This window comes from Streptomyces sp. NPDC041796 (assembly GCF_055590785.1).
Genome location: NZ_JBVJAH010000026.1, coordinates 19039 through 42928 on the forward strand (window position 1 = coordinate 19039; position 23890 = coordinate 42928).

Annotated in this window: 23 protein-coding genes; 16 read left to right on the plus strand and 7 right to left on the minus strand. The window is 72.2% G+C overall.

Annotation, left to right across the window (positions count from 1 at the left end; genetic code table 11):
* Nucleotides 1–62 precede the first annotated feature (62 nt).
* On the minus strand, nt 63–494 hold the full coding sequence (locus ACZ6C1_RS34160) for a DUF3052 domain-containing protein (RefSeq protein ID WP_469246501.1): 432 nt from the start codon (nt 492–494) through the stop codon (nt 63–65).
* Between the two features lie 451 nt (nt 495–945).
* On the opposite strand from ACZ6C1_RS34160, the gene aceE reads away from it, so the two are divergent.
* Together aceE and ACZ6C1_RS34170 are read left to right on the plus strand one after the other, a co-directional pair.
* Nucleotides 946–3678, plus strand: coding sequence for a pyruvate dehydrogenase (acetyl-transferring), homodimeric type (gene aceE, locus ACZ6C1_RS34165; protein WP_469246504.1), 2733 nt, complete (start codon nt 946–948; stop codon nt 3676–3678).
* Nucleotides 3679–3736: 58 nt separating this feature from the next.
* A complete protein-coding gene (locus ACZ6C1_RS34170) occupies nt 3737–4507 on the plus strand; it encodes a potassium channel family protein (RefSeq protein ID WP_469246506.1) in 771 nt (256 codons plus the stop codon).
* A 493-nt stretch (nt 4508–5000) separates the two neighbouring features.
* On the opposite strand, the gene ACZ6C1_RS34175 is transcribed toward ACZ6C1_RS34170, so the two are convergent.
* From ACZ6C1_RS34175 to ACZ6C1_RS34185, 3 genes are all read right to left on the minus strand, one after another.
* Entirely contained in the window at nt 5001–5309 is a 309-nt protein-coding gene (locus tag ACZ6C1_RS34175; RefSeq protein ID WP_469246507.1) for a small hydrophobic protein, read from the minus strand.
* Nucleotides 5310–5328: 19 nt separating this feature from the next.
* Entirely contained in the window at nt 5329–5721 is a 393-nt protein-coding gene (locus tag ACZ6C1_RS34180) for a peptidase inhibitor family I36 protein (RefSeq protein ID WP_469246508.1), read from the minus strand.
* 196 nt (nt 5722–5917) lie between these two features.
* Complete coding sequence (locus ACZ6C1_RS34185) at nt 5918–7528, minus strand: MFS transporter (RefSeq protein WP_469246510.1); 1611 nt, start codon at nt 7526–7528, stop codon at nt 5918–5920.
* A 115-nt stretch (nt 7529–7643) separates the two neighbouring features.
* Here ACZ6C1_RS34185 and ACZ6C1_RS34190 point away from each other — a divergent pair, with 115 nt between their 5' ends.
* The 7 genes from ACZ6C1_RS34190 (at nt 7644) to ACZ6C1_RS34220 (ending at nt 15928) form a co-directional block, all read left to right on the plus strand.
* Entirely contained in the window at nt 7644–8324 is a 681-nt protein-coding gene (locus ACZ6C1_RS34190; protein WP_469246511.1) for a TetR/AcrR family transcriptional regulator, read from the plus strand.
* A 476-nt stretch (nt 8325–8800) separates the two neighbouring features.
* Entirely contained in the window at nt 8801–10012 is a 1212-nt protein-coding gene (locus ACZ6C1_RS34195) for an alpha/beta hydrolase (protein ID WP_469246512.1), read from the plus strand.
* An 85-nt stretch (nt 10013–10097) separates the two neighbouring features.
* Complete coding sequence (locus ACZ6C1_RS34200) at nt 10098–10964, plus strand: DUF4429 domain-containing protein (protein WP_469246513.1); 867 nt, start codon at nt 10098–10100, stop codon at nt 10962–10964.
* Between the two features lie 466 nt (nt 10965–11430).
* On the plus strand, nt 11431–12717 hold the full coding sequence (locus ACZ6C1_RS34205) for a sensor histidine kinase (RefSeq protein ID WP_469246514.1): 1287 nt from the start codon (nt 11431–11433) through the stop codon (nt 12715–12717).
* Nucleotides 12714–13391: a response regulator gene (locus ACZ6C1_RS34210; protein ID WP_469246515.1), complete on the plus strand. Its 678-nt coding sequence runs from the start codon at nt 12714–12716 to the stop codon at nt 13389–13391. Before ACZ6C1_RS34205 ends, ACZ6C1_RS34210 begins: the two co-directional genes overlap by 4 nt.
* Nucleotides 13392–13520: 129 nt before the next feature.
* A complete protein-coding gene (locus tag ACZ6C1_RS34215; RefSeq protein WP_469246516.1) occupies nt 13521–14693 on the plus strand; it encodes an alpha/beta hydrolase in 1173 nt (390 codons plus the stop codon).
* Nucleotides 14690–15928: an acyltransferase family protein gene (locus tag ACZ6C1_RS34220; protein ID WP_469246518.1), complete on the plus strand. Its 1239-nt coding sequence runs from the start codon at nt 14690–14692 to the stop codon at nt 15926–15928. The genes ACZ6C1_RS34215 and ACZ6C1_RS34220 overlap by 4 nt, the downstream gene beginning before the upstream one ends.
* A gap of 15 nt (nt 15929–15943) precedes the next feature.
* Here ACZ6C1_RS34220 and ACZ6C1_RS34225 read toward each other — a convergent pair whose 3' ends face one another.
* The 3 genes from ACZ6C1_RS34225 to ACZ6C1_RS34235 all read right to left on the minus strand — a co-directional run bounded on the left by ACZ6C1_RS34225 (nt 15944) and on the right by ACZ6C1_RS34235 (nt 18784).
* A complete protein-coding gene (locus ACZ6C1_RS34225) occupies nt 15944–17173 on the minus strand; it encodes an NAD(P)/FAD-dependent oxidoreductase (RefSeq protein WP_469246520.1) in 1230 nt (409 codons plus the stop codon).
* Between the two features lie 130 nt (nt 17174–17303).
* On the minus strand, nt 17304–18320 hold the full coding sequence (locus ACZ6C1_RS34230; RefSeq protein ID WP_469246523.1) for an aldo/keto reductase: 1017 nt from the start codon (nt 18318–18320) through the stop codon (nt 17304–17306).
* Nucleotides 18317–18784: a MerR family transcriptional regulator gene (locus ACZ6C1_RS34235; RefSeq protein ID WP_469246525.1), complete on the minus strand. Its 468-nt coding sequence runs from the start codon at nt 18782–18784 to the stop codon at nt 18317–18319. The genes ACZ6C1_RS34230 and ACZ6C1_RS34235 overlap by 4 nt, the downstream gene beginning before the upstream one ends.
* Nucleotides 18785–18871: 87 nt before the next feature.
* Between ACZ6C1_RS34235 and ACZ6C1_RS34240 the strand changes: the two genes are divergently transcribed.
* From ACZ6C1_RS34240 to ACZ6C1_RS34270, 7 genes are all read left to right on the plus strand, one after another.
* Nucleotides 18872–19693, plus strand: coding sequence for a serine hydrolase domain-containing protein (locus ACZ6C1_RS34240; RefSeq protein ID WP_469246528.1), 822 nt, complete (start codon nt 18872–18874; stop codon nt 19691–19693).
* Nucleotides 19694–20073: 380 nt separating this feature from the next.
* The gene (locus ACZ6C1_RS34245) at nt 20074–20418 is read left to right on the plus strand and encodes a MerR family transcriptional regulator (RefSeq protein ID WP_469246530.1); all 345 of its coding nucleotides are present in this window, start codon (nt 20074–20076) and stop codon (nt 20416–20418) included.
* A 265-nt stretch (nt 20419–20683) separates the two neighbouring features.
* Nucleotides 20684–20887, plus strand: coding sequence for a cold-shock protein (locus ACZ6C1_RS34250; RefSeq protein WP_033176054.1), 204 nt, complete (start codon nt 20684–20686; stop codon nt 20885–20887).
* Nucleotides 20888–21111: 224 nt separating this feature from the next.
* On the plus strand, nt 21112–22563 hold the full coding sequence (locus tag ACZ6C1_RS34255; protein WP_469246533.1) for a DEAD/DEAH box helicase: 1452 nt from the start codon (nt 21112–21114) through the stop codon (nt 22561–22563).
* Nucleotides 22564–22672: 109 nt separating this feature from the next.
* Nucleotides 22673–23008, plus strand: a complete 336-nt coding sequence (locus tag ACZ6C1_RS34260; RefSeq protein WP_469246616.1) for a CBS domain-containing protein — start codon at nt 22673–22675, stop codon at nt 23006–23008.
* Nucleotides 23009–23035: 27 nt separating this feature from the next.
* Nucleotides 23036–23338 (plus strand): SCO5918 family protein, encoded by a 303-nt coding sequence (locus ACZ6C1_RS34265; protein ID WP_469246535.1) that lies wholly within the window; start codon nt 23036–23038, stop codon nt 23336–23338.
* 48 nt (nt 23339–23386) lie between these two features.
* Nucleotides 23387–23758, plus strand: a complete 372-nt coding sequence (locus ACZ6C1_RS34270) for a hypothetical protein (protein WP_469246537.1) — start codon at nt 23387–23389, stop codon at nt 23756–23758.
* Nucleotides 23759–23890: the final 132 nt, after the last annotated feature.

Sequence of the window (23890 nt, forward strand, 5' to 3'; positions counted from 1 at the left end):
AGGGCCCCCGCCGACGGATGTCGGCGGGGGCCCTGGTGGCTGGGGGCCGGCTGTGGAACGGCTCAGCGCTTGGCGGACTTCGGGGTGGCCAGGCGGCTACCGGTCCAGTCCTTGCCGGCGTTGATGCTCCGGGTCTGCGAGAGGCCGGCGGTCTGCGCGGCCTCGTTGATGTCGCTGGGCTCGATGTAACCGTCACGGCCGGTCTTGGGCGTCATGAGCCAGATCTGCCCGCCGTCCTCGATCAGACCGATGGCGTCGACCAGTGCGTCCGTGAGGTCGCCGTCGTCGTCACGGAACCACAGCAGGACGACGTCGGCGACGTCGTCGTAGTCCTCGTCGACGAGATCCTGGCCGATGACGGCCTCGATGCCTTCACGGAGCTCCTGCTCGACGTCGTCGTCGTAGCCGATCTCCTGGACCACCTGTCCGGGCTCGAACCCCAGCTTTGCCGCCGGGTTGGTCCGCTCCTCCGCGTGGTCCGCGGTCGCGCTCACGGCTTGCCTCCTGATCGTTTTTTGGAAAGTGCTTCGGCCGCGCGCGTACGCGTGGCATTGGGCGTAGTCCACACGTGCGGGGCGGATCGCGCAAGTACCCGGCGATCGAGACCGCCGAAACGGTGACTTTTGGGGCCGTCTCGCCGCAACTCCAGGCACCTTCCCGCCCGCGCCCGTGCTACACGCCACGGCTCTTGACCCACTTTATTCGCTTCTACTCCTTCCGTGCGCCCGTAGGGGCCGAACGACCGAACGAAACACATGGCCGGGTTGGGCGTAAGGTTGCGATTTGACCAGCGCCTTCCGGGGACCCGGGCCCGGATACGGCGACCCGTGGGGGTTACCCCTCGGTAAAGATGACGTTTACGCCCTCGCGGTACACGATGGTGGCGGCGCGACCGCACTGCTGACATTCCCCTCCCCGTAGGCTCCACCGAACAGAAGGAACAGCGTGGCTTCCGGATCCGATCGCAACCCGATCATCATTGGCGGCCTTCCCAGCCAGGTCCCGGATTTCGATCCCGAAGAGACCCAGGAATGGCTCGACTCCCTCGACGCCGCCGTGGACGAGCGCGGCCGCGAGCGGGCCCGCTACCTGATGCTCCGCCTGATCGAGCGGGCCCGCGAGAAGCGCGTGGCCGTGCCCGAGATGCGCAGCACGGACTACGTCAACACCATCGCCACCCGGGACGAGCCGTTCTTCCCCGGCAACGAGGAGATCGAGCGCAAGGTACTGAACGCGACGCGATGGAACGCGGCCGTGATGGTGTCGCGCGCGCAGCGTCCCGGTATCGGTGTCGGCGGCCACATCGCCACGTTCGCCTCCTCCGCGTCCCTGTACGACGTGGGCTTCAACCACTTCTTCCGCGGCAAGGACGAGGGTGACGGCGGCGACCAGATCTTCTTCCAGGGCCACGCCTCCCCGGGTGTCTACGCGCGCGCCTTCCTCCTGGACCGGCTGACCGAGCAGCAGCTGGACGCCTTCCGCCAGGAGAAGTCGAAGTTCCCCAACGGGCTGTCGTCGTACCCGCACCCGCGGCTGATGCCGGACTTCTGGGAGTTCCCGACCGTCTCCATGGGCCTCGGCCCGATCGGCGCGATCTACCAGGCGCGCATGAACCGCTACATGGAGGCACGCGGCATCGCCGACACCTCCAAGTCGCACGTGTGGGCGTTCCTCGGCGACGGCGAGATGGACGAGCCGGAGTCGCTCGGCCAGCTGTCGATCGCGGCGCGCGAGGGACTCGACAACCTGACCTTCGTCGTCAACTGCAACCTGCAGCGGCTCGACGGCCCGGTGCGCGGCAACGGCAAGATCATCCAGGAGCTGGAGTCGCAGTTCCGCGGCGCCGGCTGGAACGTGATCAAGCTGGTGTGGGACCGCTCCTGGGACCCGCTGCTGGCGCAGGACCGCGACGGCATCCTGGTCAACAAGCTGAACACCACGCCCGACGGCCAGTTCCAGACGTACGCGACGGAGACCGGCGCGTACATCCGTGAGCACTTCTTCGGCGACGACCACCGGCTGCGGGCCATGGTCGAGCACATGACCGACGACCAGATCCTGCACCTGGGCCGTGGCGGACACGACCACAAGAAGATCTTCGCGGCGTACAAGGCGGCCGTCGAGCACCAGGGCCAGCCGACCGTGATCCTCGCGCAGACGGTCAAGGGCTGGACGCTCGGCCCGAACTTCGAGGGCCGCAACGCGACGCACCAGATGAAGAAGCTGACGGTCGACGACCTCAAGCGCTTCCGCGACCGGCTGCACATCCCGATCAGCGACCAGCAGCTGGAGAGCGGCGCCCCGCCGTACTACCACCCGGGCCCCGACTCGGAGGAGATCCAGTACATGCACGACCGCCGCAAGGCACTGGGCGGGTACGTCCCGACCCGGGTCGTGCGGGCGAAGCCCCTCGCGCTGCCGGACGACAAGACGTACGCGGCGGTCAAGAAGGGTTCGGGGCAGCAGTCGATCGCCACGACGATGGCGTTCGTACGGCTGCTGAAGGACCTGATGCGGGACAAGGAGATCGGCAAGCGGTTCGTGCTGATCGCGCCGGACGAGTACCGCACCTTCGGTATGGACTCGTTCTTCCCGAGCGCCAAGATCTACAACCCGCTCGGCCAGCAGTACGAGGCCGTGGACCGTGAGCTGCTGCTGGCGTACAAGGAGTCCCCGACCGGCCAGATGCTGCACGACGGCATCTCGGAGGCGGGCTGCACGGCGTCGCTGATCGCGGCCGGTTCGGCGTACGCGACGCACGGCGAGCCGCTGATCCCGGTGTACGTCTTCTACTCGATGTTCGGTTTCCAGCGGACCGGCGACCAGTTCTGGCAGATGGCCGACCAGCTGTCGCGCGGTTTCGTGCTGGGTGCGACCGCGGGGCGTACGACGCTGACCGGTGAGGGTCTGCAGCACGCGGACGGCCACTCGCAGCTGCTCGCCTCGACGAACCCGGCGTGCGTCGCGTACGACCCGGCCTTCGGCTTCGAGATCGCGCACATCGTCAAGGACGGTCTGCGCCGGATGTACGGCGAGAACGCCGAGGACGTCTTTTACTACCTCACCGTCTACAACGAGCCGATCCAGCACCCGGCCGAGCCGGCGGACGTCGACGTGGACGGCATCCTCAAGGGCCTGTACCGCTTCAGCACCGGCCAGGCGGGGGCCATCCCGGCGCAGATCATGGCGTCCGGTGTGGCCGTCCCGTGGGCCCTGGAGGCCCAGCGGATCCTCGCCGACGAGTGGAACGTACGCGCCGACGTCTGGTCAGCCACCTCCTGGAACGAGCTGCGCCGCGACGCCGTCTCGGTGGACGAGCACAACCTGCTCCACCCGGAGGAGGAGCAGCAGGTTCCGTATGTGACCCGGAAGCTTTCCGGTGCGGAGGGTCCGTTCGTGGCCGTCTCCGACTGGATGCGGTCGGTTCCGGACCAGATTTCGCGCTGGGTGCCGGGGACGTACACCTCCCTGGGCGCGGACGGCTTCGGTTTCGCGGACACGCGTGGTGCGGCACGGCGGTACTTCCACATCGACGCCCAGTCGATCGTGCTGGCGGTGCTGACGGAGCTGGCCCGCGAGGGGAAGGTGGACCGCTCGGTGCTGAAGCAGGCCGTGGACCGCTACCAGCTGCTGGACGTGTCGGCGGCCGACCCCGGCGCCGCGGGCGGCGACGCGTAGCCCGCCGGGCGGGGCGCGGGGGATTTCGTCCCCGTGCGCCCCGCCTACCATTCCCGGCATGAAGGAACGCTGGGAAGCACGCACCCAGACGCCGCTCCTGGCGCTCGCTCTCGCTTTCGGCATCGCGTACGCGGTGCCGATAGTCATGCCCGACGCCGAGCGCTGGGTGCATTCGCTGTGCACGGTGGTGGAGTGGGTGGTGTGGGGCGCGTTCGCCGTGGACTACGCGGTACGGCTCGTCCTCGCCCCGTCGCGGTGGCACTTCGTCCGCAGCCACCCGCTGGACCTGGTGGCGGTGCTGCTGCCGCTGGTCCAGCCGCTGCGGCTGCTGCGGCTCGTCTCGACGCTGCTGCTGGTGGGCCGACGGGCCCGGATGGCGTCGCAGATAACGCTCACGACGTACGTGGCGGGGTCGGTGGCGGGTCTGCTGATGTTCGGCTCGCTCGCGGTCCTTCACGTGGAGCGTGACGCCCCTGACGGGAACATCAAGACGCTGGGTGACGCCGTGTGGTGGTCGTTCACGACCATGACCACTGTGGGGTACGGCGACCACGCGCCGACCACCGGCCTGGGGCGGCTGCTGGCCGTCGGCCTGATGCTGTCCGGCATCGCGCTGCTGGGTGTGGTGACGGCGAACATCGCGGCGTGGTTCATCTCCCGTTTCGAGCGGGACGACGCGGAGGAACGCCGCCAGAGCGCGCTGCTGGAGGCGCTGACCCAGGAGGTCCGGGAGCTTCGGGCGGAGGTCGGCCGGCTGTCGGGCAACGCCCCTGCGGTGCCTGTCCCACCGGCCGTTCCGGCCCAGACCACCACCGAGAGGGCGCCCTAGGACCCGTGCGGTGAGCGGCCTCCGGCGAGGCCCGAGCGGCAGGCCCGAGCGGCAGGCCCAGACGGCCGGGCGGCGGACCCGGGCAGCGGGCCCGGACCGCGGGCCCGGACCGCGGGCCCGGACCGCCGGAGGCCGGGCGGCTGGGGACAGCCGGCCCGGGCGGCAGGCCTGGACGGCCGGGGGGCCGGGCGACGGGCCTGTACGGCGGGCCTGGACCGCCGGAGGCCAGGCAGCGGCTCGGGGCAGCGGCCGGGCGGCGGGCTCCGGAGGCGGATCCGGCCGGCGGGCCGGGGCGGCAAGATCCGGATCGGCTATCCGGGGCGACAAAGTCCCGGGGGCGGGTCCGGTGCGGGACGCGCGGCCCTGAGGTATCAGTCACGGATCGCGGCACTGGGGTATCAGTCGCGGGTCGCGGTCCTGGGGAGCCAGTCACGGGTGGGGCGGCTGGGGCGCGGGAGCGGGCCCGGCCCCGGCCCCGGTGGCACAGGCGTGCCTAGAGGATGCCGTTGCCCGGGGTGCCGGCACCGGCCAGCCAGACGAGGGCCAGGACGGTGTCGATCGCCCCGAGAACGAACGCGACCAGCGCGGGGATGCGATCACTCGCCCAGCGCCGGCCCATGCCGAGCCAGCCGCAGACGATCGCCACCGGGCCCAGGATGATGCCCAGTACGAAGAATCCGGCGACCGCGCAGACCAGCCCGACGATCCCGAGCGTCGCGCGATCCGGCCCGGTCCGCGACCACATCCGGCCGCGTGAGCGGGGGCTCCTGCGCGAACGCGAGGTGTACCCGAAACTGTTCATGGCCCCCGGGTGCCCTCCTTCAGGTCTCCCACACCTTGAATGCCCGTACCTGGTAAGGCGATTGGGGCACCCATGTGCCGCCGCCCGGATACGTCTCGAACTCGCCCGTCTCGGCGCACTCGGCGGACTGGTACGTGGTGACGGGTCGTCCGGTGCGGTTGGCGAGGGCGGCCGTGGTCGTCCCGGCCGGGAGCGGGACGCACGACTCGATGTCGACGTCGGTCAGCTCGTGGGTGTGCCGGGCGCCTCTGAACCCCTCCTTGGCCCACAGGCACAACTGCCCCGTGTCACAAGGCCCGAGGCGGGGCGGTGCCGCGGCCACGGGCGCGGCGCCCCCGAGGAGGCCGGCGGCGAGGGCACCGGCGGTGAGAGCGGTGGTGAGAGCGGCGGTGAGGACGGTCGTGGAACGCATGAGAACCCCCGTGGTGCGTCGGCGTGACGATCACGCTCCACCATGGTGACGCTGAGTGACTCTCTGGGGAAGGTTCTCCTGGATGATCCACCCGGACGGGTGACACAGCGCGACGAGCGGGCCCCGCAGCCGCAGCCGCGGAGCCCGCTCGTCGCCCCGGGCGTCCACCGGACGGCCCGACGGACGCGCGTCGGCGTCAGATGTGCGCGCCGCCCGCGCCCGCTTCCGCGTTCTGGCCGCGCTTGGTGAGCGTGGCCACCAGCGCCGCGACGACCGCCACGACACCCGCGACGGTGAAGGCCAGGCCCATGCCGGACAGGAACGTGTCGTGGATGACTCCACCGATCTTCGACGTCAGGTCCGGCGTCATACCGGGCACCTTCGCCAGTTCCGCCGGGACCATGCCGAACTCCGCCGCCTGCTCCAGCCGCGGGTCGGCCGGGACGGGGATGCCGGCGTCCTTCCAGTTGGCCGCGAAGTCGGAACTCACCTTGGAGGACATGACGGCGCCCAGCACCGCCGTACCGAGCGCGCCGCCGACCTGCATCGCGGCCTGCTGGAGTCCACCGGCCACGCCGGAGAGCTCCAGCGGCGCGTTGCCGACGATGACTTCCGTGGCGCCCACCATGACGGGGGCGAGGCCGAGGCCCAGCAGGGCGAACCAGAGGGACATGGCGAGCGTGCCGGTGCCCTCGGTGAGGCTGATCATGCCGAACATCGCGCTCGCCGTGCAGACCATGCCGCCCACGAGCGGGACGCGAGGCCCGAACTTGGTGATGAGCGCGCCCGCCAGTGGCGAGGAGACGATCATCATGGCCGTCAGCGGCAGCAGATGCAGGCCACTGTCGACGGGGCTGAGCCCCTTGACGCCCTGGAGGTAGAAGGTCACGAAGAAGAGCCCGCCCATGAAGGCGAACGCCATCAGCACCATCAGGACCGTGCCGGCGGACAGCGGCACGGAGCGGAACATGCCGAGCGGGATCAGCGGCTCCTTCACCCTGGTCTCCCAGACGGCGAACACCGCGAACAGCACCAGCGCACCCCCGAGGAAGCCCCAGGTGTTGGCGCTGCCCCAGCCCCAGCTCTCACCGGCCTTGATGATGCCCCAGATCAGGGACCCCATCGCGGCGGACAGCAGCACGATGCCGAGCACGTCGAACGACCGCGGCGCGTTCTCCGCGCGGTGGTCCTTGAGGATCACCAGACCCATCACGAGCGCCAGGACGCCGACCGGCACGTTGATGAAGAACACCGACTGCCAGCTGACGTGCTCCACGAGCACACCGCCGAGGATCGGCCCGCCGGCCGTGGAGGCGCCGATGACCATGCCCCAGATGCCGATCGCCATGTTCAGCTTCTCGGCCGGGAAGGTGGCGCGCAGCAGGCCGAGTGCGGCCGGCATGAGCAGCGCGCCGAACAGGCCCTGGAGCACCCGGAAGGCGATCACGAGGGTGATCGAGTCGGACAGGCCGATCGCGGCGGACGCGGCGGCGAAGCCCGCGATGCCGATGAGGAACGTCTGGCGGTGACCGAAGCGGTCGCCCAGCTTGCCGGCCGTGATCAGCGAGACGGCCAGGGCGAGCAGGTAGCCGTTGGTGATCCACTGGACGTCGGCCAGTGACGCGCCGAGGTCCCGCTGGATCGCGGGGTTGGCGATCGCGACGATCGTGCCGTCGAGGGCGACCATCATCACGCCGACCGCCACGGCGAACAGTGTCAGCCAGGGGTGGCCGCGGAGCCCCTTGGCCGGTACCGGCTCGGACACGGGGCCCTGCGGCGACTTCCTGACGGTGGTCTGACTAGTCATACCGCGAGGCTAATGTCAGCGACTGACAATTGACAAAGCAATTCATACGCCGGTAACTGTCGCGTCCCTCACAGGTAGCCTGAGCAGCCGGAAATGGCAGAAAGAGGACCATGAAGTGACGGCCGAGCAGCCGACCTCCCCCGGCACGCCGGCGCCGCCCGTCGGGCTGCGCGAGCGCAAGAAGCAGCGCACCCGCGACTCCCTGCTGCGCGCCGCGCTCGAGCTCTTCACCACACGGGGGTACGAGCAGACGACGGTCGACGAGATCGTCGACGCCGTCGACGTGTCGCAGCGCACCTTCTTCCGCTACTTCGCCAGCAAGGAAGAGGTCGCCTTCGCCGTCCAGCAGATGGTCGAGCGGCACTTCCTGGCCGCCCTCCGCGCGCGCCCCGCCCACGAGGCGCCGCTGGAGGCGATGCGCAACGCCGTCCTGTCCGGCTGGGACACCATCGGCGAGGCCATCATGGAGGTCGTCCCGATCGAGCTGTACCTCCGCACGTTCCAGGTGATCGAGTCGACACCCGCGCTCCTCGCCGTGCACCTGCGGCGCTCGATCGAGATGGAGGAGAACATCGCACGGCTGATCGCCGACCGCGAGGGCCTGGACGTGGACACCGACCCGCGCCCGCGCGTGGCCGTCGCCGCGTTCAGTGGCGTGATGCGGATCACCGGCCAGCTGTGGGGGCGGGGCGAGGACCCGTCCTTGGAGGCGATCCGCACCCTCACCGAGGCGTACCTGGACCACCTGGGCCCGGCACTCGCCACCGACTGGCGCGGCGCCCCCGGGCCGGAGTGACCCGCCCCGGGGCGAGCGTTGCCTCGGGCGGCCATGAGCCCGGGGTGAGTGTTACCCCCGGCGGCCATGAACCCGGGATGAGCGCTACCACCCCCGGGCGGTCATGAACCCGGGGCCGGCGTGGCCCCCGGGCGGCCGTGAGCCCGGGGCCGGCGTGGCCCCCGGGCGGCCGTGAGCCCGGGGCCGGCGTGGCCCCCGGCGGCCATGAATCCGGGGCGAGCGTGGCACCCCCGGCGGCCATGAGCCCGGGCAGCCCGGGAGGCGGACCGCACGACCCGGGCGGCCCACCCCCCGGGGTGCCCGTGGCGACCCCGCGGCCCGGCGCCGCCTGCGCCAACTGGCCCTCGGGAGCGTGCCGTAGCGTACGCCGGGCGCATACCCGGAGTAACCGCACTTCCCCCAACCGGCCACCCTCACGCGTGATGTACATCACCCTCGTCGCGGTGCCCCTCAGACGTCTCCTAGGGTGTCCCGCAGTGACTTCCTTCGACTCCTCCCCCACGCCCCAGGTGTGGCGCGCGCTGCTCGCCCTCGCCGTGGTCTTCGTCCTCCTCATGACGACCGGATGGACGGCGATACGCCATCAACACGGGCCGGGGGAGCCACGCGAGGCCGCACTCGCCGCGTGGCGGGACGGCCGTGCGGGTACGCGGGACCTCCCCGACCCCGAGTCGCCGCCGAACGTCATCGCCACGTTCTTCCGGTCCCTGACCGAACGTCAGCGTGACCGGCTCGCCGCCGAGCACCCCCTCGTCGTCGGCAACCTCGACGGCGCCCCCGTCACCCTCCGCTACCGCGCCAACCGGCTTGCGCTGCGCGCCGCGTACGACGCCGAGCGCGACCGGGTGGAGGACAACCGGCTGTCGCCCGACGGCCACCACGAGGCCGTCCGCCGGTCGCACCGGTTCGCCTCCCTGATGCGCCAGGACCGGCAGATCCTCGCCTTCGACCCGTCCGGAAAGGGCCGCGTCGCCGAGGTCTTCGGCGACCTCGACCGGGCGCAGCACGTCTCGGTGGTCGTCCCGGGCGTCGACACCAATCTGCTGACGTTCCAGAAGACCGCCCGCAAGTACACGGCCCCCGTGGGAATGGCCGAATCCCTGTACGCCGCCGAACGCGCCGCCGCGCCCTCCGCCCGTACCGCCGTCATCGCCTGGGCCGACTACACGGCACCCGTCGGCGTCGGCATGGACGCGGCCATCGGCAGGCTCGCCGAGAGCGGGGCGGCCCGGCTGGTCTCGCTCACCGGCGCGCTGCCCGGCGACTCCCGCGTGGCGCTGTTCTGCCACAGCTACGGCTCCGTGGTGTGCGGGGTCGCCGCCCGCCGGCTGCCCGCGAGGGTGGCCGACGTCGCGGTGGCCGGCAGCCCGGGGATGCGGGCCGAGAACGCCGCCGGGCTCGGCACCCGCGCCCGTGTGTGGGCCATGCGCGACGCCGACGACTGGATCGCCGACGTGCCGTACCTGGACGTCGGCGGACTGGGCCACGGCGCCGACCCCGTGACCCCGGAGTTCGGGGCGCGGGTCCTGTCGGCGGCGGGCGCGGTCGGGCACGCCGGGTACTTCGAACCGGGCACCGAGAGCCTCCGCAACTTCGCCGAGATAGGTGTCGGCTCGTACCGCACCGTCCGCTGCGCGGGCGACCAGGACGCCTGCCGCAGGGGAATCTCCGGCGAGGGCACCCTCTGACGCGCGTAGAGGCGCGTGGAGGGCCTCCGAAGCTCATAAGTCTCCGGGGGCGACGCGCGGGCGCACGCCGCATACGATGAGGCGCATGGGTGATGTGCTGGCCGGAATTCATGCCACCTGGGAGTTCGAACCCGACGCCGTGCTCATCCGCTTCGAACGGGGGATCCGCGCACCGAAGCTCTACCAGGCGCTGCGCGAGCGACGCATCCCGCACGAAGCGTTGGCGTCGGTGACCCTCTCCCCGGGCAGACGCGGCACGGTGGTGCTGCACGTGGTGCCGCGAGCGGGCGCCGATCCGCTGATGGAGGCGGCCGTGGGTCAGCTCAAGGACGCCTGCGACCCGTACCGGCTGGTCCTGCCGGCCGAGCGGGAGACCCTCGCCGAGTACTACGCCGACGAGCTGCGGGCGCGGCTCGGACGCGAGGCGACGGAGCCGGCCGAGCGGTTCCTGGTCTCCGCGCCCGAGGCGCCGCTGCAGTTCAAGGCGTACGACGGCAAGGCGTCCTTCGACGGCGGCCAGGTGGCGTTCCGCTGGTTCTGGACCGGCGCGTCGTCGGCCAAGTGGAAGGCCGGCGACCAGACCTTCTCCGTACGGGACTTGAGCGGCGTCGAGTGGCGCTCGCCCGACGTCTTCGACGGCTACCTGCGACTGTTGCGCCGCGGCCACGCGGGCGGCGCGCAGCCGGCGCAGGCGGACCAGGACCCGGCGGCGGTCGTCTTCGGGCTCGGCTACGGCCCGGTGCACGAGTCGCTGCCGTTCGCGGCCGCGGTCCTCGCGGCGGTACGGAACGCGGGTGCGGCACCCGTACCGGTCGGGGCCGCGGTGACGGCCGGCCGGGACCCGGCGGTGATCGCGGAGCGGATACGTCACCTGGGCGAGCTGTACCAGGCGGGTCTGGTCACGGACGAGGAGTTCGCCGCGAAGAAGGCCCAACTGCTCGCGGAACTGTAGGCCCGGGCCCCACCGCGACCGGCAGCCCCCGAAACACCCACGGGCCCGGAACGCCCACGGGACCGCGCCGCCGTCGGAGCCGCCCGCCCACCGGGTCACGACGCCCGCGAGACCTGGCTCCCACCGGGTGGCAACGCCCGCAGAGCTCACCGCCCCCGCACCGCCACGCCCGCCGGACCCGGCTCCCACCGGACCGCGACCGCCCGCCGGACCCGGGCGCGGGCCCGCACGGCGCCGGATCCGCGCGGGTCGCGCCCGGACCGCGACACCCCCAGAGCCCACCGCCCACGCGGCCGCGACCCCGCAGAGCGGCGACCGCTCGCGCGCCCGGCCCCGCCCCGCCCCGCCCCGGCGCGGCGCGGGCGGGCCCGGTCGCGTCGGCGGGGGTGTCATACCGCGGTACGAGAACCGGGGCGACACCCTGGTATGACGCCGTCGTGTCCGGTGGTGCCTAGGCTGCGGGATCATGCCGACCACTCACCCCCTTTCCCAGCTGCGCACCTCGGTGCGCGCGCTGGGGCTCGCCGTCGCCACGCCCACCGAGTCGGGTGAGCCGCTGCTCGGGAGGGCGGCGTCGCCGTGGCTGCGTCGTCTCCCGTACGTCGTCGCCTTCGGGTTCGTCGCCTCGCTGCTGCCGGTCACCGTGACCGTGCTCGTCAGCGACTACAGGGTGAACGGCGCGATCGCCGGGGCCGTGGCGACCGCGCAGACCGCGCCGTTGCTGCTCGCCGTGGTCCGTCCGCTGCAGGCGTGGTGGATCGTCATGGCCGCCGACGTGCTGGGCGCGCTGGTGACGCTGGGGGCGACCGGCGGGGCCGGCCGGCCGTGGCCGTGGACGCCGATGATCGTGGTGGGTTACCTGGCGCTGATGGTGGCGGTGGGGCTGCGCGAGCCGCGCCGGACGCTGCTGGGCGTGTGGCTGGTGACGGGCGGGGCCGGTCTCTTCTTCGAAGTGCTGTCGCAGAACCGCAGCGACGGCACCCATCTGCTGTTGTTCATCCTGAGCGGGGCCGTGCTGCTGCTCACCGCGACCCTGCGGGAACGCGGTGACGCGCAGCGGCGGCTGGTCGAACAGGAGACGATCAGCGAGGCCGAGCGGTCCCGGCGCACGCTGCTGGAGGAACGGGCGCGGATCGCGCGTGAGTTGCACGACGTGGTGGCCCACCACATGTCGGTGATCACCGTGCAGGCGGATTCGGCGCCGTACCGGATCGAGGGGCTGCCCGAGGCGGCGCGTGAGGAGTTCACGACGATCGCCGCGTCCGCCCGCGAGTCCCTCACCGAGATGCGGCGGCTGCTGGCGGTGCTGCGCAGCGAGGGTGCGGAGGGCGAACGGGCTCCGCAGCCCGGCCTGGAGCGGGTGCAGCAACTGGTGGAGGCGACGGTGCGGGCGGGGGTGCCGGCCGAACTGTCGATGCCGGCCGAGCTGGGCCCCGTACCGCAGGCGGTGGACCTGTCCGCGTACCGGATCGTGCAGGAGGCGCTCGCGAACGTGGTGCGGCACGCGCCGGATGCGGCGACGCGGGTCTCGGTGTCGTCGGACGGTGACCGGTTGACGGTGCTGGTCGTCAACGGGCCCTCGGAGCGCGCCGGTTCCCCCTTGGAGACGTCCGGTACGGGGCACGGGCTCGTCGGTATGCGGGAGCGCGTACGGTTGACCGGCGGCACTCTGGACACCGGGCCGCTGCCGGACGGCGGCTTCCGCGTCGCCGCCTGTCTGCCCCTCGCCCTCGACACGAAGGAACCCGCGTGACCATCCGCGTGATCATCGTCGACGACCAGGCCATGGTGCGCGCGGGGTTCGCCGCCCTGCTGTCGGCGCAGCCGGACATCGACGTGGTCGGCGAGGCACCGGACGGGCGTGCGGGGGTCGCGGTGGCCCGTTCGGCGCACCCCGACGTGGTCCTCATGGACGTGCGGATGCCGGAGATGGACGGGCTGGCGGCGGCGCGGGAGATCCTGTCGCCTCCCCCGGGAGTCGTCCACCTCCCGAAGGTGCTGATGCTGACCACCTTCGACGTGGACGACTACGTGTACGAGGCGCTTCGCGCCGGCGCTTCCGGGTTCCTGCTGAAGGACGCCCCGCCGGCCGACCTGATCGCCGCGGTACGGGTGGTGGCGGCCGGCGAGGCGCTGCTGGCCCCGTCCGTGACGCGTCGTCTGATCGCCGACTTCGCCGCCTCCCGCCCGGCCCCGCGCCGTGACCGCTCGCTGCGTCTGAACGGTCTGACGCCCCGCGAGACGGAGGTTCTGGAGCTGATCGCCCGGGGGATGTCGAACCAGGAGATCGCCGGCCACCTCGTCCTCGCCGAGCAGACGGTGAAGACTCACATAGGCCGGGTCCTGTCGAAGCTGGACCTCCGCGACCGGGCACAGGCGGTGATCTTCGCGTACGAGTCGGGCCTGGTCACCCCGGGCGACGCGTAACACGGCGGTCTCGCCCACCCCCTACCCCGGTATGACCCCGCACTTGGCTCCGCGGGGTGACGTCCCCTCGTGGACCGCGCTCCTACCTTCCTCTCGCCGCACAGGACGAGGAATGAAGAGGGGGGCGTCATGCGCCGTTGGAAGAGCGACGGGCAGAGCGACGGGTCGAGCATCGGGCAGAACGACGGGCCGGGCATCGGGCAGAGCGACGGGTCGAGCCGGCAGCGGAGCCAGCGGCGGAGACGCGGAGAGAGGAGGGGCGGAAGGAACGGCCGGCTGCGCCGGACCCTGACCGCCCTCGCGCTCGCGACCGCCGTCGTCGCGACCACCGCCGGCTGGGCCACCGGGACCGGTCAGCGGCCCGTGACCGGGCCGCCGCCGGGCAGCGAGGCCTGGCGCGCCGACACCTCGCTGGGGCGCGCCCTGCCCGACCCGGCGAGTGCGACACCCCGCGCCGTCGCCGCCTTCTTCCGTACCCTCACCCCGGCCCAGCAGCGGGACCTCGCGCGCCGGCACCCTTCCGTCGTGGGCAACCTCGACGGCGCGCCGGTCGCCCTCCGCTACGAGGCGAACGCGACCGCCCTGCGCCGGGACGCCCGGTACGCGCACCTCGCCGGGCACGGGCGGCGGATCCTGGCGTTCGACCCGCGCGGACGGGGTCAGGTCGCCGAGGTGTACGGGGACCTGGCGGGCGCCCGTCACGTGGCGGTGGTCGTGCCCGGGTCGGACATCGACGCCGGGACGTACGACCGCTCCACCGACCCGTACGGCACCCCTGCCGGGATGGCGCGGCAGTTGCGGGCCGTCACGCGGGGCACGGCCGTCATCGCGTGGGCCGGCTACACCACGCCCGTCGGGGTGGGCCTCGACGCCGCCACCGGCGAGCTCGCCGAGGCCGGTGCCGTGCGGCTGGCCCGGTTCGCCGACGGGCTCGCCGCCACCGGTGCCCCCGCGCCCGCCGTGTTCTGCCACAGCTACGGCTCCGTCGTCTGCGGCCTGGCCGCGCCCCGCCTGAGGGCCGGCGACCTGGTCGTCCTCGGCTCGCCGGGCATGCGCGCCGACAACGTCGCCGAGCTGAGGACCGGCGCCCGCGTGTGGGCCGCCAAGGATCCGTCCGACTGGATCTCCAAGGTGCCGAACGTCCAGCTCCTCGGCCTCGGCCACGGCACCGACCCGTCCGCCCCCGAGTTCGGCGCCCGCCCCGTGCCCGCAGCCGACGCCCACGGCCACACCGGCTACTTCGCGCCGGGCACCGAGTCGCTCCGTACCTTCGCCGCCATCGCCCAGGGAGAAGCCGGATGAAGCCCGCCCGTCCGAGGAAGCCCGCCGGTCCGAGGAAGCTCGCCGGTGCGGCGAACCTCGCCGAACGCATCGAAGCCCGGACACCCGCCCACCGCGACCGTGCCGTCGACGGATTGCGTGCCCTCGCGCTGCTCGCCGTCCCCACCGGCCACTGGCTCCTCGGCGGTTTCACGCTCGACGGCGACGGGGCGATCCACAACGCCAGCCCGCTCAGCGCGTTCGGGTTCTTCGCCCCCGTCAGCTGGGTGCTCCAGATGCTGGGGATCTTCTTCCTGGTCGGCGGGTACGCGTCCGTCCTGTCGTACAACAAGCGGAGAGGATCCACGGGCGCGTGGCTCCGGGGGCGGATCGCCCGGCTGGGCCGTCCCGTCCTCGGCGTCACCGCCGTCTGGGCCGTCCTGATCCCGGTGCTGTACGCGGTGGGCGTCCCGAACGACACCCTGCGCACGGGATCGACGCTCGTCGTCCAGCCGTTGTGGTTCGTCGGGGTCTACACGGTCGTCACCGCCCTCACCCCGTACTGCGTACGCGCCGCCCGCCGGCTCGGCGTGTGGGCGGCCGCCCCACTGATGGCCCTGGTCGCGGTGGTCGACTTCCTGCGCTACGGCCCGTACGCCGAGACGGTGCCGTCCTGGCTGGGCCTGCTGAACATCCTCCCCGGCTGGCTCTTCGCCTACCAACTCGGCGTCTCCTGGGGGGAGAAGAGGCTCGGCGGGCGTCAGGCGTGGGCCCTCCTCGTCGGTGGTACGGCCCTCTTCGCGGCGCTGCTGATCGCCTTCCACTACCCCGCCTCGATGGTCGGCGTCCCCGGGGAGGCCCGGACCAACTCCCACCCGCCGTCGCTGCTCGTCCTCGCGCTCGCCGCCGCGCAGAGCGGTGCCGCGATCCTGCTGCGCGACCGGCTGGGCAGGCTGCTGCGGCGCCCGGCGCTGTGGGCGCCCGTCGTCGTCATCAACCTGTCGGCGATGACGATCCTGTGCTGGCACCAGACGGCGATGCTGGTCGCGGCCGTTCCCGCGTCCTTCCTCGGGCCGGTCGCGGGGCTGACGACCGCGCCCGACACGTTCGGCTGGATCCTGGCGCGGCTGGCGTGGATGCCTCTGTTCGCGGGGATGCTGCTGCTGATCGGCCGGTACGCGCGCGGCTTCGAGACGCCGTGGACGCACGCGTCCACCGCCCGCCGCTCGGCGGCGGGGCTGCTGGCGGCCGGCTTCGCGGTGTACGCGCTGGGCTAGGGCGTGCCCCCCGGGTCAGGCCGGGTGCGGCTCCCGGTGGCTCATCCGCTCGCCCATGTAGGCGAAGAACTCCTCGGGCCGCGTCACCCCGGCCGTCACCCTGGCGAACGCGTCCCGCGCCGCGGGGCTCTCGGACACCGCCTGGAGCAGTTGCTGCATCTCCGGGGGAGGCGGTTCCATCGTCGCGAACTGGGCGGTGAACTCGTACATGCTCATGACCTGGGCGTCCCTGGCCTCCTGCGTCGCCCGCATGGCCCGGTCGAAGGGCCGGCGTCCGGTCAGCGCGTCGTCGAGCGCGTCGGCGCATCGCTCCGCGTCCCGGAAGGCGTCCTGGATGCCCTGGGCGGTGATCGGATCCTTCAGGTATCCGGCGTCGCCGACCAGGACCCAGCCGGGTCCGTAGGGCTTGCGGAAGTAGTTGGGGATGGCCATGCCGACGAACCGCTCGGCCCGGGTGCCCGCCGCAATCCGCTCGGCGAGGGCCGGTGCCCGCGCCAGCGTGGCGTGGTAGTTGCCTTCGACGTCGTCGCGGTTGGCCTCGAAGTCGCGCATGGGCCAGCCGCAGATGACGAGGGTCAGGTCGTCGTTGGTGGGCCAGGCGGCCACGGCGCGGTCGCCGCGGTCGTAGGCCTCGAACATGCCGCGCATGGGCAGACCGGCCCAGTACGTGTAGTAGTAGGCGTTGATCTTGGGCTTCTCGGCGTACCCCGCGGCGCCCGCCGCCTTCGCGACGGACGAGTGGAGCCCGTCCGCGCCCACGACGACCCGTGCGTGCGCGTCGGTGGTCCTGCGGTCCTTGCCGTGACCCCTGATCCCGGTCACCCGGTCCCCGTCGAAGAGGATCCGCTCGACGGTGAACCCCTCGCGCACGTCCACGCCGGACTCCGCCGCGGCGTCGACGAGGATCTTGTCCAGGACGGTGCGGCGGGGTGCGTACGAGGCCTCGTAGCCCTCTCCGGCCGGGGAGCCGGTGATGGTGAAGGGTCCGAGGTCGAACGCGTAGGTGTCGATGGGAGGGCAGCCCGTCGCGACCACCCGTTCCAGCAGCCCCCACCGGTCCAGCGCGGCGAGGCCGGGCGGATGGATCAGGTGGGTGGAGATGGTGTCGCTCGGGAAGGTGGCCCGGTCGACCAGGAGGACCCGGTGTCCGTGGCGGGCGAGGAGCATCGCGGTCGGCGCGCCCGCACAGCGCGCGCCGACGACGATGACGTCGTAATCAGGGGGTGGGCCGGCCGTGCTGGTCATGGTGTCACCTGCCGATCGGGCGCACCGCCGGAAGGGTCTCGCGGCCGGACGAGCGGCGGACGCCCCGTGGGTCGTCGCTGTGGTTGCCTGCTCCCCTTCCAGGCTAGACCCGGCCGGCCCGGGGCACGGCCTACGCCTCCCGGGCGGCCGAGGTGAACGTCATGTCCGGGTACCGGTCGCCCGCCACCTGGGCGGCGATCGGTTCCAGTGCGGCCAGTTCCCGCTCGTCGAGGGTGACGCGGGTGGCGGCGGCGTTCTCCAGCAGGCGGGCGCGCTTGCGGGTGCCGGGGATGGGCACGACGGTCAGACCGTGGACCCGCGCCCGCTGCTGCACCCAGGCGAGGGCGACCTGGGCGGCCGTCACCCCGTGCGCCTCCGCGATCTTCCGTACCGGCTCCAGCAGGTCGCCGTTGCGGCGGGCGTTCTCGCCGGAGAAGCGCGGCTGGTTCTTCCGGAAGTCGTTCTCCGCCAGGTCCTGGGCCGCGTCGGCGAACGCCCCGGTGAGGAATCCGCGCCCGAGCGGCGAGTACGGCACGAACGCCACGCCCAGCTCGGCCGCCGCGCCCACCGCGCTGCGCTCGACGTCCCGGGAGAACAGCGACCACTCCGACTGGAGGGCCGCTATCGGGTGCACGGCGTGCGCCTCGCGCAGTTCGGCGCCGGTGACCTCGCTCAGCCCCAGGTGCTTGACGAGCCCCCGCTGAACGAGTTCGGCCATGGCGCCGACGGTTTCGGCGAGCGGCACGGCCGGGTCGCGGCGGTGCATGTAGTAGAGGTCGATGACGTCGACGCCGAGGCGGCGGAGGCTCCCCTCGACGCACGACCTGATGTACGCGGGGTCGTTGCGGATGCCCCGGTAGGTGGGGTCGTCGGTGCGTACGATGCCGAACTTCGTCGCCAGGGTGATCTCGTCGCGGTGCCGGGCGACGAACGGCGCGAGGAACTCCTCGTTGGCGCCGCGCCCGTAGACGTCGGCGGTGTCGATCAGCGTGACGCCCGCCTCCAGCGCGGCGTCGAGGGTGTCGCGGGCGGCGGCCTCGTCGGTGTCGCCGTAGAACTCGCTGATGCCCATGGCGCCGAAGCCCTGGACGCCCACGAGCGGGCCTTCCGTGCCGAGGCGTACGGTCGCGATCTTCTCCGTGCTCATGTGGTCCTTCCCGGGGTCCGTCGGACACCCGCGTAAAAGTCGATCTTGTGGTCGAGTACGGCGAGCGTGTCCTGGAGCTCCGCGATCCGGGACCGGACGTCCCGCCGCGTGGCCTCCAGCAGTTCCTGCCGTGCTTCGAAGGTGTGCTCGCCCTCGCGCACCATCTCGGCGTAGCGCACCATGTCCGCCACGGGCATCCCGGTCAGCCGCAGCTTGCCGACGAAGGCGAGCCAGTCCAGGTCCCGGTTGGTGAAGCGGCGCTGACCGGTGTGGGACCGGTCGACGTGCGGCATCAGCCCGATCCGCTCGTACCAGCGCAGGGTGTGCGCGGTGAGTCCGGTCCAGGCCGACACCTCGCTGATCGTGTAGCGGTCCTGCCCGTCGGGACGCGGGTGGGGTGGCGGAGCGGATGCGCAGGCGGCGAGGCGCTCGGTCGGTACGGGAGTGCTCTCGATCACCGTCATGGCCTCCACGCTAGGACCTTGGAGTGCACTCCAAGCAAGCCCTTCCCCGGGGAGGTTCCGGTGGGGCCCGGGGATACGCTCGTACGCATGCGAAGCGTGGCGATGATCGAGAACTGGCCGGTGGAGACGGCGGCGGCGGCCGTGGTACGGGCGGACGGCACCGTCGTGGGGGCGCACGGCCCCACGGGCCGGCGGTTCGCGCTGGCGTCGGTGACCAAGCCGCTCGCCGCGTACGCCGTGCTCGTGGCGTACGAGGAGGGGGCGGTCGAGCTCGACGAGCCGGCCGGGCCCGAGGGGTCCACGGTGCGGCACCTGCTCGCCCATACGTCGGGGCTGGCCTTCGACGAGCACCGGGTCATGGCGGCGCCGGGTACGCGGCGGATCTACTCGAACGCCGGGTTCGAGGTGCTGGGCGACCACCTCACGAAGGTCACGGGTATCCCGTTCGCGGAGTACCTGCGCCAGGCGGTGCTGGAGCCGCTGGGCATGAAGGACACGACGCTGGACGGTTCGCCCGCGAAGGACGCGGTGTCGACGGTGGACGACCTGGTGCGGTTCGCGGCCGAGGTCCAGGCGCCCCGGCTGCTGGACCCGCGCACGGTGCTGGAGGCCATGTCGGTCGTCCACCCGGGGCTGACCGGCATCCTGCCCGGGTACGGGCACCAGCGGCCGAACGACTGGGGGCTCGGCTTCGAGATCCGGGACGGCAAGTCCCCGCACTGGACGGGCGGCTCCTCGTCCCCCCGTACGTTCGGTCACTTCGGCCAGTCGGGCACGTTCCTGTGGATCGACCCGGATGCCCGTGCGGCCTGCGTCGCCCTGACCGACCGGCCTTTCGGGCCGTGGGCGATCGAGGCGTGGCCGCCGTTCACGGACGCTGTCGTGGCGGAGCTGGGCGCGGCGCGCTGACCGACGACTACCACCCCCTCGGCGACGACAGAAAAACGTATCCGGCGAAGGTAGATTTTCGCTGTCGCGGGGCGTAGGGTTTCCTCCGTACACGTTGGCCACGGGCCCTCGGCAGAGCCAGGGCCCGCCCCGGAGAGACAAGGAGACGACACCGTCCAGGATCGCCCGGGCACGCACGCCGCCCGGGTACCGCAGACCCCGAACGGCAGGTGGTCCACGGTCGCGTATTCAGGATCCCGCATCCCCGCCCTCCCGGGCGCCGTTGCGGAATACAGAGAGCCGGTCCCGCGAGCGGACCGGTAGATGGTGTTGGAACCCCTCGGGGCCCGGGTGTGGAAGTACACCCGGGCCCCTCGACGCGTCCCCGAAACGAAGGTGCTATGCCCTCTGAGAAGCCCACCGTCGTCGACAGCCTCGACGACGACGACTACCCCGCCTACACCATGGGGCGCGCCGCCGCCATGCTGGGCACCACTCCCGCCTTCCTCCGCGCCATCGGCGAGGCCCGGCTCATCACCCCGTTGCGCTCGGAGGGCGGCCACCGCCGCTACTCTCGCTACCAGCTTCGCCTCGCCGCGCGGGCCCGTGAGCTCGTCGACCAGGGCACTCCGGTCGAGGCCGCCTGCCGCATCATCATCCTGGAGGACCAGCTCGAAGAGGCCCTGCGCCTCAACGAGGAGATGCGCCGCCGCGCCGAAGCCTCCGCCACGGACGACGGCCGCTGACCGCCGACGCCGGGCGGCGAATATCTCTTGCCGCCGTTGCAGAAATACAGGAAATGCGCGGTCAGTTTTTTCCCGCCCGCCACGCCGGGCAGAAAAACGTATCGCCCTCGTCCGCTGATCCCGTGCTACGGTGATGTCAGTTGCAGTTGTGGTTCCCAGAGACTTTCACAGTTCATTTCCGGTGTTTTCCGGAGGGGAAATCATCCCAGCGACTCCGGGTTCGCAAGGTGCGTACTCCGGGCACTGCCCCAAAGGGAGATTCAATATGGCATCTGGCACCGTGAAGTGGTTCAACGCGGAAAAGGGCTTCGGCTTCATCGAGCAGGACGGCGGCGGCGCTGACGTGTTCGCCCACTACTCGAACATCGCCGCCTCCGGCTTCCGCGAGCTTCAGGAAGGCCAGAAGGTGAACTTCGACGTCACGCAGGGCCAGAAGGGCCCGCAGGCCGAGAACATCGTTCCCGCCTGACGCTGACGCGTAACGACGCAGCCGGGGCCCGCACCATGGGGTGCGGGCCCCGGCTCGTCTCTTTTTCCGCCCGTCGGAGGAACGACGGGCCAAGACGAACCGGCCCCCCTGTCGGCCCGGATTTTTTTTCGTCTTTTTCCCGGATCGTTCTTGCGAATCCTCATGCGGCCTCCCGGCTGCCGGGAGGAATTCCTCGATACGTTCCGCATCGAGGAAGGTTCCGCATGAACCGCACTGCGCGCACCAACGACAGCTCCCACCGCTCGCGCCGAGGCGCCGCCGTCAGGGCGCCCGGCAACCGCCGCGCCGCCGGCGGCGGGCCCGCACGCCGACCCGCCCCGCTCCACGGCGAGTTCGCCCTCCCGGTCGGGGGCACCGCGCCGCTGCCGCCCGTCGAGGCGTTCGCCGATCTCGGCCTGCCCCACCGGCTGCTGGCCGCGCTCCGCTCCGAAGGCATGACCGTGCCGTTCCCCATCCAGGCGGCGACCCTGCCGAACTCGCTGGCCGGCCGGGACGTACTGGGCCGCGGGCGCACCGGATCCGGCAAGACGCTCGCCTTCGGCCTCGCCCTGCTGGCCCGCACCGCGGGGAAGCGCGCCGAGCCGCGCACGCCGCTCGCCCTGGTGCTCGTACCCACCCGGGAACTGGCCCAGCAGGTCACCGACGCGCTCACCCCCTACGCCCGGTCGCTGCACCTGCGGCTGGCCACGGTCGTCGGCGGAATGTCCATCGGCCGCCAGGCCGGCGCCCTGCGCGGCGGGAGCGAGGTCGTCGTCGCGACACCCGGCCGGCTCAAGGACCTCGTCGACCGGGGCGACTGCCGACTGGACCAGGTCGCCATCACCGTCCTGGACGAGGCGGACCAGATGACCGACATGGGCTTCATGCCGCAGGTCACCCATCTGCTCGACCAGGTGCGGCCCGACGGCCAGCGCATGCTCTTCTCCGCCACCCTCGACCGGAACGTGGACACCCTGGTCCGCCGGTACCTGACCGATCCGGTCGTCCACTCCGTCGACCCCTCCGCGGGGGCGGTCACCACGATGGAGCACCACGTGCTGCACGTGCACGGCGCCGACAAGCACGCCACCACCACGGAGATCGCCGCCCGCGACGGACGGGTGATCATGTTCCTGGACACCAAGCACGCGGTGGACCGGCTCACCAAGGACCTCCTGGCCGTCGGTGTGCGGGCCTCCGCCCTGCACGGCGGCAAGTCCCAGCCCCAGCGCACCCGCACCCTCGACCGGTTCAAGAGCGGGCACGTCACGGTCCTGGTGGCCACCAACGTGGCCGCCCGCGGCATCCACGTCGACGACCTCGACCTCGTCGTCAACGTCGACCCGCCCACCGACCACAAGGACTACCTGCACCGCGGCGGCCGCACCGCCCGCGCCGGTGAGTCCGGCACCGTCGTCACCCTGGTGCTCCCCGGTCAACGCCGCGGCATGGAACGCCTGATGGCCGACGCCGGCATCACCGCCCGGGTGACCCGGGTCCGCTCCGGCGAGGCCGAACTGAACCGCATCACCGGCGCCCAGGCGCCCTCCGGCGTACCCGTCGTCATCACCGCTCCGGCCGCCGAGCGGCCCAAGGGCTCCGGCGCCTCCGCGCGCGGGCGTCGCCGCCGGCCCTCCCGGTGGGGCCGCAGCGCACCCTCCGGCACCGCCGCGTAGTCACCGCCCCGTCCCCGATGGTCGAACAATCGAAGAGGAGCAGCATGTGACGCCGATTCGGACACGGCTCCGAGAAGCACCCGGCACGGGCCTCACCGCGCGTGACGCCATGGACGCGCCCGGCCCGCAGGTCGACGACCACATGATGGTCGACGTGGCCCTGTCCGTACTGATCAGCGCCCGCGTCGATCACCTGCTCGTCCAGGACGAGGCGGGCCGCTGTTCGGGCCTGGTCACCCGGGCGCAGCTCGCCGCCCACCGGGGCGGCTCCTGGTACAGCGACCGCACCCGGCTGCGTGACATCCCCCTCGACCGGGGGCCGTTCACCTGCTCCGCCGCGCACCTGAACGACGCCGAGGCGGCCATGCGGATGCGGACCCTGGACGTGTCGCCCGTGGTCGACGAGCACGGCTACACCCTGGGCGTCCTGGCCCTCACCCCCTGACCGTCCCTCCCACCCTGCCGAGGCCCCATGCGCTGCGTCATCGCCCACTTCCCCTTCGACCTGTTCAAGAGCGACGTGCAGGAGGCGATGAAGGGCGTCCGGCCCGAACCCGTCACGGGCCCGTCCGTGACCGTCGGACGCCGGACCTACCCTGTCAAGCAGGTCGGGGAAGTGATCACCAAGCAGGACCGCCGCGACTTCACCTCCCAGGAGGTGACCAGGGCGCTGACCCGGCTCGGCTTCACCTGCCACGACCCCGCGGCCACGCCCGTGGCCGTCCTCACCCCCCTGGAGACGGCGGCTGCTCTGCTGGGCGGCGGTGCGCGGTGACGACCTCCTCGGTCCACGGGAGCGCCCCGGGATCTAGAATCAGCGCCCATGTCGAACCCTGATGAACTGCTCGTTGACATCGCCGCCACGGTGGAGTCGGAGCAAACCACTCAGATGTCCCTCACCGTCGTGGTCCACGGGGCCGTCATCACGGGCCGGCTGGCGCCCGAGACGGTGTGGCGGCAGCGGGTCGCCGAGGTCCTGAGGGACTCGGACCGGCTCGGTCCGTTCGCCGGTACCTTCGCGCCGCCCGGCGGCGCCGGTTCGGTGCCGGCCGGGACGCCCACCCATCTGCACTTCCATGTCGCCAGGATCCTCCAGGGCCAGGTGGGCATCCCCGAGACGGGCGGGATGTACCGGATCGCCATCAAGGACGTGAGCGCCTGGACGGTGGGGGACTTCAGCTACTCCGACCAGTGACCGCCGTGGGGGGGGGGCCCCCCCCCCCCCCCCCCCCCGCGGCCGGCGTTCATGGTTCCGCCGCGCCCCTCCCACCGCAGCCCCCCTGCCTCCCCTACCGGCACCAACGCTCGCCCCTCCGCGCTCATGCTC